Origin of the sequence: Pigmentiphaga aceris (assembly GCF_008119665.1) — a bacterium.
GTDB classification, from domain to species: domain Bacteria; phylum Pseudomonadota; class Gammaproteobacteria; order Burkholderiales; family Burkholderiaceae_B; genus Pigmentiphaga; species Pigmentiphaga aceris.
Window position 1 is genome coordinate 1247077 of record NZ_CP043046.1, and the last position, 15586, is coordinate 1262662.

The window sequence follows — 15586 nt, forward strand, 5'->3', positions numbered from 1 at the left end:
GCATCCCGGTCTCCGGACGTGCGCGGATGGGGGCCTGTCTGGCCCCCATCCTGATAGCGATTCGATTCTTATATTGTCGCCGCTTGCGCCCGTGGTTGCAGGAATTCGGCCAACACCAGCCCGGTATGCGAATCGGGATGTTCCTGCACCAGCCCTTCCGGTGTGCCAACTGCCACCAGTTGACCTCCGCCGGTACCGCCTTCGGGGCCCATGTCCAGCAGCCAGTCGGCTTCGGCGATCACGTCCAGGTTGTGCTCGATGACCACCACGGTATTGCCGGCGTCGGTCAGGCGGTGCAGCACACGGATCAGCTTTTCCACATCAGCCATCGACAGGCCCACGGTCGGCTCGTCCAGCACATACAAGGTATGCGTCGGACGCGAGGCGCGGCCGGTGCGGAAGGTGCCATCGCCAATGCGCGCCTTGACCAGTTCGCTGACAAGCTTGATCCGCTGCGCCTCACCACCTGACAGCGTGGGCGAGGGCTGGCCCAGCGTCAGGTAACCCAGCCCCACGTCCTGCATCAGTTGCAGCGGGTTCAGAATGGCTGGGTGTGCCGCGAAGTACTCGATGGCGTCATCGATCTCCATGGTCAGCACTTCGCCGACGTTCTTGCCGCGCAACTGCACCGCCAAGGTTTCACGGTTGAAACGCGCGCCGTGGCAGACATCGCACAGCACTTTCACGTCCGGCAGGAAACTCATTTCAATGGTGCGCATGCCCTGGCCTTCGCAGGCCGGGCAACGACCATCGCCGGTATTGAAGCTGAAGCGTGCCGCCGTCCAGCCACGCATGCGCGCTTCGGCCGTATCGGCAAACTGCTTGCGTACAGCATCCCAGAAACCGATGTAGGTCGCCGGGCAGGAACGCGGCGTTTTGCCGATGGGGGTCTGATCCACTTCCAGCACACGGTCCAGCTGGTCCCAGCCTTCGATGCTGCTGCATCCGGTCCACACCGGCTTGGGGTCACGTTCACCCACGATGCGCTTCAGGTTGTCCAGCAACACATCACGTGCCAGGGACGACTTGCCCGACCCGGACACCCCGGTCACCACCGACAGGCGGCCTAGCGGGAAGTTGGCTTCCACACCTTGCAGGTTGTGCAAGGTGGCGTTGTGAATGTGCAGGCGAGGCGTGTCCGCATCGACCGTGCGACGCACTTGCATCGGGTGTTGCAACGGGTGCTTCAGGTAGCGCCCGGTGATCGACCCTTCGCTGTCCATCAAGTCTTGCGCGGTACCCTGGGCGACCACCTGGCCGCCGCGCACGCCTGCACCCGGCCCGATGTCGATGATGTGGGCAGCACGTCGAATGGTGTCCTCGTCGTGCTCGACCACCACCAGGGTGTTGCCCTTTTGTTCCAGACGCGACAGTGCGTCCAGCAGAATGCGGTTGTCGCGCGGATGCAGGCCAATCGTCGGTTCGTCCAGCACGTAGCAGACGCCTTGCAGATTGGACCCAAGCTGTGCGGCCAGACGAATGCGTTGTGCTTCACCGCCCGACAAGGTCGGCGCGGCGCGGTCCAGTTCGAGGTAACCCAGGCCCACTTCTTCCAGGAAGGCCAGGCGGCTGCGCAGTTCGGCCAGAATGTCGCGCGAAATCTCGGCCTCGCGGCCCTCGACCTGCAAGTCATCAAAGAACGACCGGGAATTGCGCACGGAGATCGACGTCAGATCGGCAATCGACTTGCCATGCCACATCACCGACAGGGCAATCGGATTCAGGCGATGGCCGTGGCAGCTTTGGCAGGTTTCCGTGGCACCGTCGTAGGCGTCGTTCCAGCCGGCTTCTTCGCCGGTCTGTTCGCCGTCAAAGCCCGCCAGACGCACGCCCGTGCCGAAGCAGTCGGTGCACCAGCCGTGCTTGGAGTTGTACGAGAACAGGCGCGGATCGGGTTCCGGGAAGCTCAGGCCGCAGCACGGGCAGGCGCGCTTGATCGAGAACACCTGCTGTTGCAGTGCCGGGGCAGGTTCGCCTTTGTCTACTGCCGCGCGCAGGTGGTCCAGCGGCCACACCACGCTCATCACGCCGTGGCCGTGTTCCAGCGAGTCACGCAGGAAACCGCGCAGCTGCGCTTCGTTGGCGGCATCGACCACGAAGTCGGCCACCGGCAATTCAATCGTGTGTTCCTTGAAGCGGTCCAGGCGCGGCCACTTGGCGGTCGGCAGGAATTCACCATCTACACGCAGATGCGAGTGTCCCTTGTTGGCCGCCCACTTGGCCAGGTCGGTGTAGTAGCCCTTGCGTGCCGTCACCAGCGGGGCCATCAGGCCGATGTGCTGGCCTTTCATGTCGCGCAAGATGCGGCTGACGATCAGGTCGAAAGTCTGCGGTTCGACCGGTACGTGGCAGTTCGGGCAGTGCTGCGTGCCCAGCTTCACATACATCAGTCGCAGGAAATGATGCACTTCGGTCATGGTGGCCACGGTGGACTTGCGGCCGCCCCGGCTGGTGCGCTGCTCGATGGCAACAGTCGGCGGAATGCCGTAGATCGCATCCACGTCCGGCTTGCCGGCAGGTTGCACAATCGACCGGGCGTAGGCGTTCAAGGATTCCAGATAACGGCGCTGGCCTTCGTTGAACAGAATGTCGAAGGCCAGGGTGGACTTGCCCGAGCCAGACACACCGGTAATCACGGTGAACGCGTTGCGTGGAATGTCCACGTCCACGTTCTTCAGGTTGTGTTCGCGGGCGTTGCGGATCGAAATGGCTTTGGGGCCACGGCGCTGACGCGCCAGCACGCTTTGCAGCGGCACGCCCATGTCTTCGTCGGTGCTGCCGGTAATCGTGGCGGGGTTTGCTGCCGCATAGGCAATTGAACGTTCAGCCACCCCGGGCGCGACAGCCGCTTTTGCGCCGCTGCCCAATGCGCCAATGTCGGCTTCGTAGTCCTTCAAGGCTTGGCCCGTATAGGACGCTTCCACCGCCATCACATCTTGCGGCGTACCAACCGCCATGATCTGGCCGCCTGCATCACCGCCGTCCGGGCCAAGGTCGATCAACCAGTCGGCGGCGCGGATCACGTCCAGGTTGTGTTCGATCACCAGCAAGGTGTGGCCAGCGCCCAGCAGCTTGCGGAAGGCGTTCATCAAACGCGCCACGTCGTCGAAGTGCAGGCCGGTGGTGGGTTCGTCGAACAGGAACAGGCTGCCTTTCTTCGCCAGCTTGGCACCGCTGGTCAAAATGCCCGAGCGTGCTGCTTCGGCCAGGTGGCCTGCCAGCTTCAGGCGCTGCGCTTCACCGCCCGACAAAGTCGGCACGGGTTGGCCCAGGCGCACGTACTCCAGACCCACATCGGCCAGCGGGGCCAGACCGGTCAGTACCTCGCGTGATCCGGCGAAGAAGATCAGCGCTTCGTTCACCGTCATGTCCAACACGTCGGAAATCGACGCTTCGCGGCCGTCGCGTTCGATCTTCACTTCGCGGATTTCAGGGCGGAAACGGGTGCCGTCGCAATCCGGGCAGCGAAGATAAACATCGGACAGGAACTGCATTTCCACGTGTTCGAAGCCCGTGCCGCCGCAGGTCGGGCAGCGGCCATCGCCGGCATTGAAGCTGAAGGTGCCGGCGGTGTAGTCGCGCTCCTTGGACAGGCGCGCATTGGCGAACAGCTTGCGGATCGCGTCGAACGCGCCCACATAGCTGGCCGGATTGGAGCGTGCCGTCTTGCCGACCGGTGACTGGTCCACCATCACCACGTCGGCAATCCAGTCGTCGCCCAGCACACGGTCGTGCTCGCCCGGCGTCTCGGTCGGTTTGCCCTTGAGTTTCAGCAGGGCGGGGTACAGCACATCCTGCACCAGCGTGGACTTGCCCGAGCCGGAAACGCCGGTGATGCACACCAGTCGGCCCAGCGGGATTTCCACATCGACATTCTTCAGGTTGTGTTCACGCGCGCCCTGTACGATCAGGCGCGGCGTGTTGTCGGCCACGGCCATCGGGCGTGGCGCAGACACGTGCTTGCGGCCAGACAGGTAGTCACCAGTCAAGGTGGTCGCGCTGCGCAGTCCGTCAGGCGTGCCGTTGAACACGATATTGCCGCCGCGTTCGCCCGGTCCCGGGCCGATGTCGATCACCCGGTCGGCGGCCAGCATGACTTGTGGATCGTGCTCGACCACCACCAGCGAATTGCCGGCATCACGCAGTCGATGCATCACTTCCACCACGCGATGCATATCGCGCGGGTGCAAGCCGATGGAGGGTTCATCCAGCACGAACAAGGTGTTGACCAAGGACGTACCTAGCGCGGTCGTCAGATTGATCCGCTGCACCTCGCCGCCCGACAGCGTGCGGCTTTGGCGGTCCAGCGTCAGGTAGCCCAGGCCCACGTCGCACAGGAATTTCAGGCGTGCGCGGACTTCTTCCAGCAGCATTTCTGTTGCGGCGTCCATCACGCCATCGAAGTGCAGCAGGTCGGCAAACGTGCGCACCCGCTCGATGGGCAGCTGCATCAGGTCGTGCATGGACAAGCCGGGCAGTGAATACAGGGTGTCGCGGCTCCAGGTGGCCTGCACCGGCATGTAGCGGGTGTACTTGCCGTCATCGGGCGGCAGCACCGCATCGGCTTCGTCCTTGCTGCCGACCCGCCACAGCAGCGCATCGGGTTTTAGACGCGCACCGTGGCAGGTGGGGCAGGTGGTGTAGCTGCGGTACTTCGACAAGAGCACACGGATGTGCATCTTGTAGGCCTTGGTTTCCAGCCAGGCAAAGAAGCGGCGCACGCCGTACCACTGGTGTTTCCAGGCGTCGCTATTGCCCTTGAAGTCGTCTGCGCCGTCCAGCACCCAGTTGCGCTGTGCTTCGGTCAGACGATGCCAGGCCACGTCTACCGGCACACCGGCACGCTCGGCATATTTCAGCAGTTCGGTCTGCGCTTCCGAATAAGACGCTGTCTGCCAGGGCTTGACTGCACCGCCACGCAGCGACTTGTTCTCGTCTGGAATCACCAGGCCGAAATCCACGCCGATGACCCGTCCGAAACCTCGGCAGGTTTCGCAGGCACCCAATGGGGAATTGAACGAGAAAGTGCTGGGCACCGCATCGCTGTAGCTGATGTCGCTGTCGGCATCGTGCAGCTGGTTGCTGAAACGCCAGACCTGGCCTTCCTTGCCTTCGTCGTCCATGACGCGCACGGCCACGTGGCCTGCGCCCAGGCGCAGAGCGGCATCCAGGCCTTCCATCACACGCACGCGTTCAGCCGTGCCCAGACGGAAACGGTCTTGCACCACGTCCAACTTCTGCACCGCCGTCTTGCCCTTGCCCACCGTCGTGCGCGAGTGGATGCGCGTGTAGCCCTGGCGTTCCAGCGAGGCCAGAATTTCTTCCTCGCTGAAGTTGGCGGGCACGGTGATCGGGAAGGTCAGCACCAGGCGTGGATCGCCCGCTTTCTCGGCACGTTCCGCCAGCGCTGCATAGATGGTTTCCGGCGTATCGCGTTCCACGCGTCTGGCGGTCACCCGGTCGAACAGCCGGCCAGCCCGCGCATACAACAGCTTCAGGTGATCGTTCAGTTCGGTCATGGTGCCGACCGTGCTGCGCGAGCTTCGTACCGGATTGGTCTGGTCGATGGCAATCGCAGGCGGAATGCCGTCGATGCGGTCCACCTGCGGCTTGTCCATCCGGTCCAGGAACTGACGCGCGTACGGAGAAAATGTCTCGACGTAGCGCCGTTGTCCCTCGGCATACAGCGTGTCGAACACCAGCGAACTTTTGCCGGAGCCAGACACGCCCGTTACCACCACCAATTCGTTGGTGGGGATGCTCAGGCTGAGGTTCTTCAGGTTGTTCTGGCGGGCACCGGTGACGCGGATCTCGGCGACGTCGTCGGAGGAGGGGACAGGTTGCGTGTTGTCAGTCATCAGCTCGGTCAGTCATCAGCTCGACGCGGGGGCGGCAGCAGAAGGCGGGAAAAGAGTGGGGTATGCAGGCAGGGCAATGGCAAGGCCGCTGGCAAGAAACGGACCCGATGGACGGGATCGGTTCGGCCATCGACTATCGTAGCCGGTCGGGCAAAATGCTCATATCACCAGCCGCGACAAGGCTTTGTCGTGTCCGGTCTTGCGGGGGAGTCTTTCATATGGGGGCGTTGTGGCCGCATCCAATCCAGGGCGACAATGCTTTTCAACACCCGGAGCCAGCTGGCGATGCTTGGCGATCTGCCGAGGGGCAGCGTGACGCAGACGAGACGCTTTCTGCCGGTAATAAAACGCTTGCTTGAATTTCCGCTAGAATCACGGGTTGACCGAAGACGGGCAGAATTTGCTGGCCCGCCGCGAGTTCCGCAAATTCACTACCCAGATTCCGGAGATACACATGGCAGAACGTAAACGCACTCGTCGTAACACGCTTGAGCGTCGTTGCCTGGGCAAGGCTTTCAAGCGCTTGTTCAATGGCTCGGCCAAGGGCGTCTTCAAGATGCTGGAAAAGGTCAAGAAGGCTTAATGCCTGGGGCTTAATTGCCTGCCAGACCCGTGCGAGGCAATTTGTCTCGCGCATGAAAAAACCGCAGCGTGCTGCGGTTTTTTTCGTCTGGATACTTTTCAGGATGAATTCGGAAGCCAAATCCGATGGTCAGTCAGCTATCGGATCTTGCCATCGCCTGCTTCATTCCCACGGCCCGATCAACTGCGCCCGGGTTTCGGCCACGCCGACATCCCACAATTCCTGCATGACGGCGTCGGGTTTCTGGAAATCGCCACCGTAATTGCCAAGGCCGATATACGCCCGGACTTCATCCGGGTGCATCAGGCGCAGACGCGCCAGATCGATCATCGGCTGGGGCTGGGTGGGCTGCTCGACACCGGCAATGCGGGTGATCGGGAAGTTCTCCATCCACGACGCATGCGACGCCACCGGGTCGATTTCCTTGACCTTGGCCAAGGTGGCCGGTGCATTCCACCAGTTGTGGAATTTCACCCGCACGCCGGGGTGGCTGGCCATCCATTCCATCGCAAACGCGGCCGCCGGCTGGTTTCCGCCGTGGCCGTTGACCAGCATGATGCGTTTGAATCCGTGATGGGCCAGGCCGTCCAGCAGGTCTGCGATCAGCGCAATGTAGGTGCGGGTACGCAGCGTCAGGGTGCCGGGGAAGCTCATGTAATAAGGCGACAAGCCGACCGGCACGGCGTTGTAGACCGGAATGCCGAGCGGCTCGGCGGCCGCCACGGCAATCTCTTCGGCCAGAATTGCATCGACGTTCAGGCTCAGCAGCGCGTGTTGCTCGGTGCTGCCCAGGGGCAGGATCACCCGATCGTCGTGTTCCAGATAGGCTTCAATCTGCTGCCAGTGGCAATCGCGAATACGCACGTGTCGGTCAGCCCGGCGGAATGCGAACGGCGGTACCAATGCGCAGCACAGATTTGGCGATGCCGTTATTGGCGGCCGTCAGTTCCGACACGCTGGTGCGGTAGCGCTGCGCAATCGATGCAAGCGTATCGCCCTGCACCACCTTGTGGGTGCGGGTGGGTTTGGCGGCAGCCTGCGGGCGTCCTCGGGCTGCAGCCTGCTGCTGCGGCTTGGCGACAGCAGCGGCTTGCTGGCGCGTGCGGCTTGCGGCAGCGGCCTGTTCGCGGCTCTTGGCTGCGGCCAGCTCACGGCCACGGTCACGTGCCGACACGACTTCCTGCTTGGCCTCGACGGCCCGGCCGCGACTGGCGGCTGCGGCATCCTTGACCACCTGCACCGAGGTGGCGCGGGTCGGGATCAGCAGCACCTGGCCGGTTTCGATGGCGCTGCGCATGGTCAGGCCATTGGCTTCGGTCAGCGTTGCCACCGACAGGTTGTAGCGCTTGGCAATCGCCGGCAGCTTTTCACCGCGAGCCACCGTGTGGGTGCCCCAGGACGACAGCGCACCGTCGTAGGACTTCAGGTTGGTCTCGAAAATCGCTACGCGGTCGGTCGGCAGGATCAGGGTCGGTTCGTGGCGGCCCAGGATCACATTGCGGTTGAACGAGGGGTTAAGTGCCTTGAATTCTTCGACCGGCATTTCAGCCAGCTTGGCCGCCAACGGAACATCGATGTCGCGATTACGCGTGATGGTCACGAAGTAGGGCGTGTTGTCGACCACCGGCAGTTGGACGTTGAAGTCCTGCGGGTGGGCAATGATGTTCTTGATCGCCTGCAGCTTGGGGATGTAGTTGCGCGTTTCGTTGGGCATGTCGAGCGACAGATAGTCGGTCGGCATGTCGCGGCCGGCGTTCTTTTCGATCGCACGTTTGACCGAGCCTTCGCCCCAGTTGTAGGACGCCAGCGCCAGGTGCCAGTCGCCGTGGAAGTCGAACAGGTATTCCAGATAGTCCAGGGCCGCATTGGTCGACGCGATCGGGTCGCGACGCTCGTCACGCCACCAGTCCTGCTTCAGGTTGTAGCCACGGCCGGTGCTGGGAATGAATTGCCACAGGCCCGAGGCCTTGGCGGGCGAGTACGCCCACGGGTCGTAGGCGCTTTCCACGAAGGGCAGCAGCGCCAGCTCGGTGGGCATGCCGCGACGGTCGATTTCCTCGACGATATAGAACAGGTACTTGCCGGCACGGGCCGCAATGCGTTGCAGGTATTCGGGCTTGCGGGAATAGAACTCTTCCCACTCCTGCACCAGTGGCGTGTCGATGTTGGGCACCGAGAAGCCACGGCGGACGCGTTTCCACACGTCATCGGGGGCGACGGTCAGATCAACGGTACGCGCGGCAACGACTTCGACGGCGGCATGAGTCAGCGGATCTGCGATACGAACACGCGGACCGGATTCCTGCTGGGGCGACGTGGGGGAGCCCTGGGGCGTCTGGCCGTCCGGTCCGGTCGCGGTGGGCGGCGGGGCAGTCGCGCAGCCCGCCAGCGCCAGCACCGCGATGGCGATACTAAGAATGACTTTCATGTTCGTCCTGGATTCGCAGCCGCGAGATAGTAGGGAGGCGGCCGGACCTCGTCAATAGGGGTTACGTTTTAGCGTATTTTTGGCTGATCTTGCCAGAAGATCGCGACCAAGCATTCAGCGGAAGCTGTTTTTCCACTCGCGCAGCGCCGCAAAAACGGCGATTTCGTCTTGCAAAGGATGCCCGGCGTGGCTGCTTGCCGCTGCCTGGATGCCAGCTATATGAGTGCGCAGGAATGGGTTGATGGCCAGCTCGACCCCCAGAGCAGCCGGCAGCGTGGGTTGCCCGCGTGCGCGCAGGGTTTCCGCCGCTTTTTGCCAACCCGCCAGGGCCAGATTGTCCGGGTCAACAGCGCGCGCCCAGCGCAGATTCGACAAGGTGTACTCATGCGCGGCGTAGACCAGGGTGGCGGGCGGCAGGGCCGCCAGGCTGGCCAGAGACGCGTGCATCTGCGCGGGTGTGCCTTCGAACAGGCGACCACAGCCCCCGGAAAACAAGGTGTCGCCGCAGAACACCACGGGCTTGCTATGAGCGTAGCCCGCGTAGGCAATGTGGCCTGCGGTATGGCCTGGTACATCGATTACTCGCAGGTCCAGTCCGACCTCGGCCAGCGTTACCTGATCGCCGCCGCGCAGGGGCACGTCGCAGTGCGGCAAGGTCTCGGTTGCCGGGCCATAGACCCTTGCGCCGGTCTCGGCGACCAGCTCGGCAACACCACCGACATGATCGTTGTGGTGGTGAGTCAGTAGAATGGCGCGCAACCGCAAGCCGGCGGCCGCCAGGCGTGCACGTACTGGCGCGGCCTGGCCCGGATCGATCACCACGGCGTTGCCGCCCGCATGGACCAACCATATATAGTTGTCCTCGAACGCGGGCAGCGCCTCGATGGCTGGCGTCGAATGCACGCGTTGTTCAGCTTGGTCTACCTGTTGTCCCGTCGAGTCACTCATGTCATCTTCCCCGATTAATCCGCCGATTGTAGAACTGGGTCCCTGGCTCGATACGCCTGCCGGCCGCTACCTGGCGGCCTGGGAAATGAGCCAATACGACAACGCCGTGGGCGATGTGTTCGGTTATCACGCCTTGCAGATCGGTCTGCCCGAGATGGATTGCCTGCGCGCCAACCGGATGCCCTTCAAGGGATTCGTCGGCGAAACGCCTGCGCCTGCCAACCTGCACTTTCGCTGGAGTGCCGTGGCCGTTGCCGATTCCGAAGAATTGCCCTTCGAGTCGCAAAGCGTCGATCTGGTGGTCTTGCCGCATGCGCTGGAAATGTCACCCGACCCGCACCAGGTGCTGCGCGAGGCCGAGCGTGTGCTGATCCCTGAAGGTCGGCTGGTCATCACGGGTTTTAACCCGTGGAGCCTGTGGGGGCTGCGCCAGAAGGTTCAGGGTCATCCATCTTTCTTGCCGGATCACGAGCAGATATTGCCTTTGACCCGTCTGAAAGACTGGCTGACCTTGCTGTCGTTCGAGCTCGACCGTGGCCGTTTCGGCTGTTATCGCCCGCTGTGCAAGACCAATAAATGGCTGGACCGTTACGCCTTCATGGAAAAGGCGGGCGATCGCTGGTGGCCGGTATGCGGCGCGGCGTATGCAGTGTCGGCAGTCAAGCGGGTGTCTGGCATGCGCCTGATCGCGCCGGCCTGGAAGCAGCGCAAGTCGGCGCGCCGTGCCGGCATGGTTGCCACCCCGAAGCTGGGCGATGTCCAGGCGGTGCAACCCAATCTACACAATATGCATGTCAAGGATAGTGAATGAGCACGGTTGAAATCTGGACGGACGGCGCCTGCAAGGGCAACCCCGGCGTGGGTGGCTGGGGCGCGTTGATGCGTACCGGCCCGCACGAGAAGACTTTGTTCGGCGGCGAAACGCTGACGACCAATAACCGCATGGAACTGACCGGCGTGATCGAAGCGCTGAAAGCGCTGACGCGCCCGTGCAATGTCGTCATCCACACCGATTCGCAGTACGTGCAGAAAGGCATTTCCGAATGGATCAGCGGCTGGAAGCGGCGCGGCTGGATCACGTCCGACAAGAAACCGGTGAAAAATGCCGATCTCTGGAAGCAGTTGGACGAACTGGCGGTGAAACACACGGTCCAATGGAAATGGGTGCGGGGCCATGCTGGCGACCCGGGTAACGAGCGTGCGGATGAGTTGGCCAATCAGGGCGTGGCATTGGCCCGGTCGAAGGGCGGCTGAGTTCCTGGGCTTGAGAACACTGACGGCCTGCACTTGAAGCCGTTGAGCGGTTGACGCCAGGATTGTGTTGCCCGACGCCACACTGCTGGCTGGTGGCAGGCGTATCAGGATGCTACAGTCAGCAGGATCGTGCTTCAGGCGGGAACGTCTTCCCTGGCACGTTCATCTCGTCCCCGGAGTCACCCGGTAGATCGCACGGCCGGCACCCAACGGCATATTTTCCTTGCAGCACCGCCGCGTGTTGGCCCTCCGCGAAGTCGATCCATGTCCAAAAGCTCGATCCTTGTCTTTGTCGCCGCCGCCCTGATCGTCGGCGCAGCCGCCGGGTTTTACGGGCCACGCCTGCTGAACAAGCCGGCCCCCGCACCGGTGGCACCCAAGGTCGCTGCCACGCCCGCCCCAACTGCCAAGCCTGTCGAAGTCCACGCGACCAAGGTCGTGCTGGCCGCGTTTCCGCGTGGTGTGGCGGCAGTCGGCAGCCTGCGCGCCGATGAATCGGTAACCCTGCGCCCCGAAATCGCCGGGCGCATCGTTGAAATCCGCTTTACCGAAGGGCAGCGGGTGCAGAAAGGGCAGGTGCTGATACGCCTGGACGATTCGATCACCCGCGCTGAACTGGCGCAGGCGCGCGCCAATCACACGCTGGCCAAGAGCAAGTTCGACCGCGCAATCGAGCTGCAGCAAAAGGGTTTCATCAGCAAACAGGCGCGTGACGAGGCCGACAACGTGATGCGCGTGCAGGAAGCCGCCATGGATCTGGCGCAGGCGCGACTGGACAAGTCCACGCTGCGTGCGCCGTTTTCCGGTGTGATCGGCCTGCGCAATGTATCGGTAGGCAATTACGTGCAGGAAGGCTCGGAGATTGTCACCATCCAGGCCATTGACCCGCTGAAGGTCGACTTCCGCATTCCTGAGTTGTATATGTCCGATGTGCGCCAAGGCCAGACGCTGGAAATTGCGCTCGATGCCATGCCGGACAAGCGTTACGAGGGCAAAGTGTTTGCGATCAGCCCGCTGATCGACGAGGGAGGTCGTGCCATCGTGATGCGCGCGCAGGTCAATAACAAGGGCGGCGATCTGCGTCCTGGCATGTTTGCCCGGGTCCGCCTGCTGTTCGGTGCCACGCAGCCCAGCCCGGCCGTGCAGGAAACGGCATTGGTGCCGCAGCGCGACGAACAATATGTATTTGTGGTGCGCGACAACCGCGCGCAACAGGTAAAGGTCGAGATCGGTCAGCGGCGCGACGGCCTGGTCGAAGTGCTGGCAGGCGTGAAAGAGGGCGACATGGTGGTCACCGCCGGCCACCAGAAGATCCGCGATGGCCTGGCGGTCACGGTGATGAATCCCGTTGCTTCCCGCTAGGACGCCGTCATGAAGCTGTCCGAAACCTGTATCAAGCGCCCGGTCTTCGCCACTGTCCTGTCCTTGTTCATCGTGCTGATCGGCCTGATCTCGTATTCACGGCTGTCCTTGCGCGAATATCCGCAGATCGATGAACCGGTGGTGTCGGTCACGACAACCTATGCCGGGGCGTCGGCCGAGGTGATGGAGTCTCAGGTCACCAAGCCGCTGGAAGATTCGCTGTCCGGGATCGAAGGCGTGCAGGTAATGACCTCCACCAGCCGTTCAGAACGCAGCAACATCAACGTCCGTTTCAATCTGACTACCAGCGCCGACACGGCCGCCGCCGAGGTGCGCGACAAGGTGTCACGCGTGCGTCGCCGTCTGCCCGACGAAGTGGATGAGCCGGTGATCGCCAAGGTCGAGGCCGACTCGCAGCCCATCATCTTCATCGCGGTGGAAGCCGGCAGCATGTCTACCATGCAGGCGTCCGACTATATCAACCGCTATGTAAAACAGCGCTTGTCGGTATTGCCGGGCGCGGCCGACGTGCGGGTGTTCGGCGATCGCCTGCCGACCATGCGCATCGGCGTGGACCGCAACAAGCTGGCGGCCTATAAGCTGACCCCGCAGGACGTGGAAAACGCGCTGGCCGCGCAGAACGTCGAAATCCCTGCCGGGCGCATCGAATCGCGCGATCGGGAATTCTCGGTGGTGGCGTCCACCGATCTGCAAACGGTCGAGCAGTTTCGGAAGATCATCGTGGCCACCGTCAGTGGCTACAGCGTGCGTATCGGTGACATTGCCAATGTTGCGTTGGCACCGGCCGACGAACGGGTGGTAGCGCGCTTCCGGGGGCAATCGGCGCTGAATGTCGGGGTGATCCGGCAATCCACGGCGAACCCGCTGGAACTGTCGAAAGCCGTGCGGGCCGAGGTCGACCGCTTGAACGAAGTCATGCCCAAAGGCATGAAACTCACGGTGTCCTATGACACCTCCGTTTTCATCGAACGCTCTATTGACGCGGTCTATCACACCATCCTCGAAGCCGTGGTGCTGGTGGTGCTGGTCATCTTCTTCTTCCTGCGCAACCTGCGCGCCAGCCTGATTCCGATCATCACCATTCCGGTGTCCTTGATCGGGTCTTGCGCCTTGATGTACGCCTTCGGCTTTTCCATCAACACGCTGACCCTGCTGGCCATGGTGCTTGCCATCGGCCTGGTGGTCGATGACGCGATCGTGGTGCTGGAAAATATCTTCCGGCACATTGAAGACGGCATGCCCCGGGTCGAGGCTGCGTTGCGCGGGGCCAAGGAAATCGGCTTTGCCGTGGTGGCGATGACACTAACGCTGGTGGCGGTGTACGCGCCGCTGGCCTTCGCTACCGGTCGCACTGGCCGTCTGTTCGTGGAGTTTGCGTTGGCCTTGGCAGGGTCAGTGGCCGTGTCCGGCTTTGTTGCGCTGACGCTTACGCCAATGATGTGTGCCGTGCTGCTGCGCCACGAGACCTCGCATGGCTGGCTGTACAACCTGGTCGAAGGCTGGCTGAACGGCCTGAACAATGCCTATCGCGCGGTCTTGCGCTTTGCCCTGGCCTGGCGCTGGTTTGTGGTGGTGATCGGCATTGCGGTCGGTCTGGGCATGGTGCCCATGTTTCAGATCATCAAAAGCGAACTGTCGCCCACGGAAGACCGTGGCGTGATCTACGGCATCGTCACCTCGCCGCAAGGCGCAACAGTGGGCTACACCTCTGAGAACCTGCGTGCCATCGAGGCCATGTACGAAGCGGTGCCGGAAATGGAAAGCTATCAGGCGGTGGCGGGTAACCCCACCGTGTCTGACGGTACGGCCATCCTGCGCCTGAAGCCCTGGGAGCAGCGCACACGCAGTCAGCAGGAAATCGCCCGCGAGCTGCAACCCAAGTTTGCCGCCTTGCCCGGCATCCGTGCCAACCCGTCCAATCCGCCATCACTGGGCCAGTCGGCACGGTCGTACCCGATTGAATTCGTGATTCTCAGCCAGGTCTCGTACCCAGAGCTGAACACCATCGCCAACGGTTTCCTGGAAGGCTTGGCTGACTATCCCGGCCTGCAGAACGTGCAGACTGACCTGCGCCTGGAAACCCCGGAACTGCGGGTGGCCGTCAATCGCGAAAAACTGGCTGACATTGGCGTCAATGTGTCCACGGTCGGCCGCACGCTGGAAAGCATGCTGGGTGGCCGCCAAGTGACGCGCTTCAAGGAAGAGGGCGAACAATACGACGTGCGTGTGCAGGTAGAACCACGCGATCGCACCACGCCTGGCGATATTTCCGACATCTACGTGCGGGCACGCGACGGCAGCATGGTGCAGCTGAGCAATGTGCTGAGCATCAACGAAGGTGTGTCGCCGCAGTCGCTGAACCACTTCAACCGCATGCGCGCCGTCACCATCACCGCCAACCTGGCACCTGGTTACGCCGTGGGCGAAGCGCTCGAACACATGTACGCCGTGGCGGACCGTACCTTGCCCGCCGGCACCCAGACCGACCTGAATGGCCAGTCGCGCGAATTCCGCGATTCCGCCGGCAGCATCTACCTGGTGTTCGGCATGGCCATCGCCTTCATCTACCTGGTACTGGCCGCGCAATTCGAAAGCTGGCGCAATCCGTTCATCATCATGCTGTCCGTGCCCTTGTCGATGACCGGGGCGCTGCTGGCGCTGTGGTGGTCGGGCGGTACGCTGTCGATCTACAGCCAGATCGGTTTGATCACACTGGTGGGCCTGATCACCAAACACGGCATTCTGATCGTCGAATTCGCGAATCAGCTTCGCGACGAAGGCCACGAACTGATGGATGCCGTGGTGGATGCCAGCGTGATGCGGCTTCGCCCCATTCTGATGACCACGGGCGCCATGGTGCTGGGCGCGATCCCGCTTGCGCTGTCGTCCGGCGCAGGTGCCGAGTCACGCCGGCAGATCGGCTGGGTGATCGTTGGCGGCATGAGCCTGGGCACCTTGCTGACGCTGTTCGTCGTGCCTTGCGTGTATTCGATGATCTCGTCGGCGCGCAAGCGTGCGGTGAAATCGACTGAAGCCGATGGCCATGGCGGCGGAGGCACCGCTCAGCCCGTGGCGGTCAGTACGCCGATACACCCGGTGTAAGCTGTCGCCTTTGTTTGACCCGTTGGGAAA

General features: G+C 62.7%; 9 protein-coding genes. 5 read left to right on the forward strand and 4 right to left on the reverse strand.

The window, feature by feature from the left end; all coding sequences use genetic code 11:
- Positions 1-68: 68 nt before the first annotated feature.
- Complete coding sequence (gene uvrA / locus FXN63_RS05235; RefSeq protein ID WP_148813464.1) at positions 69-5858, reverse strand: excinuclease ABC subunit UvrA; 5790 nt, start codon at positions 5856-5858, stop codon at positions 69-71.
- Positions 5859-6312: 454 nt separating this feature from the next.
- Here uvrA and FXN63_RS27250 point away from each other — a divergent pair, with 454 nt between their 5' ends.
- Positions 6313-6441 (forward strand): hypothetical protein, encoded by a 129-nt coding sequence (locus tag FXN63_RS27250; RefSeq protein ID WP_281290859.1) that lies wholly within the window; start codon positions 6313-6315, stop codon positions 6439-6441.
- A 162-nt stretch (positions 6442-6603) separates the two neighbouring features.
- Here the strand turns inward: FXN63_RS27250 and FXN63_RS05240 are convergent, their stop codons facing one another.
- From FXN63_RS05240 to gloB, 3 genes are all read right to left on the reverse strand, one after another.
- Complete coding sequence (locus FXN63_RS05240; protein WP_148813465.1) at positions 6604-7305, reverse strand: creatininase family protein; 702 nt, start codon at positions 7303-7305, stop codon at positions 6604-6606.
- 7 nt (positions 7306-7312) lie between these two features.
- Entirely contained in the window at positions 7313-8869 is a 1557-nt protein-coding gene (locus FXN63_RS05245; RefSeq protein WP_148813466.1) for a lytic transglycosylase, read from the reverse strand.
- Between the two features lie 114 nt (positions 8870-8983).
- Positions 8984-9817: a hydroxyacylglutathione hydrolase gene (gene gloB, locus FXN63_RS05250; RefSeq protein WP_148813467.1), complete on the reverse strand. Its 834-nt coding sequence runs from the start codon at positions 9815-9817 to the stop codon at positions 8984-8986.
- On the opposite strand from gloB, the gene FXN63_RS05255 reads away from it, so the two are divergent.
- The 4 genes from FXN63_RS05255 (at position 9816) to FXN63_RS05270 (ending at position 15556) form a co-directional block, all read left to right on the forward strand.
- Positions 9816-10628, forward strand: coding sequence for a class I SAM-dependent methyltransferase (locus FXN63_RS05255; RefSeq protein WP_148813468.1), 813 nt, complete (start codon positions 9816-9818; stop codon positions 10626-10628). The genes gloB and FXN63_RS05255 overlap by 2 nt on opposite strands.
- Positions 10625-11071, forward strand: a complete 447-nt coding sequence (rnhA, locus tag FXN63_RS05260; RefSeq protein ID WP_148813469.1) for a ribonuclease HI — start codon at positions 10625-10627, stop codon at positions 11069-11071. Before FXN63_RS05255 ends, rnhA begins: the two co-directional genes overlap by 4 nt.
- A gap of 264 nt (positions 11072-11335) precedes the next feature.
- Positions 11336-12433, forward strand: a complete 1098-nt coding sequence (locus tag FXN63_RS05265) for an efflux RND transporter periplasmic adaptor subunit (protein ID WP_148813470.1) — start codon at positions 11336-11338, stop codon at positions 12431-12433.
- 9 nt (positions 12434-12442) lie between these two features.
- Positions 12443-15556, forward strand: coding sequence for an efflux RND transporter permease subunit (locus tag FXN63_RS05270; RefSeq protein WP_148813471.1), 3114 nt, complete (start codon positions 12443-12445; stop codon positions 15554-15556).
- Positions 15557-15586: the final 30 nt, after the last annotated feature.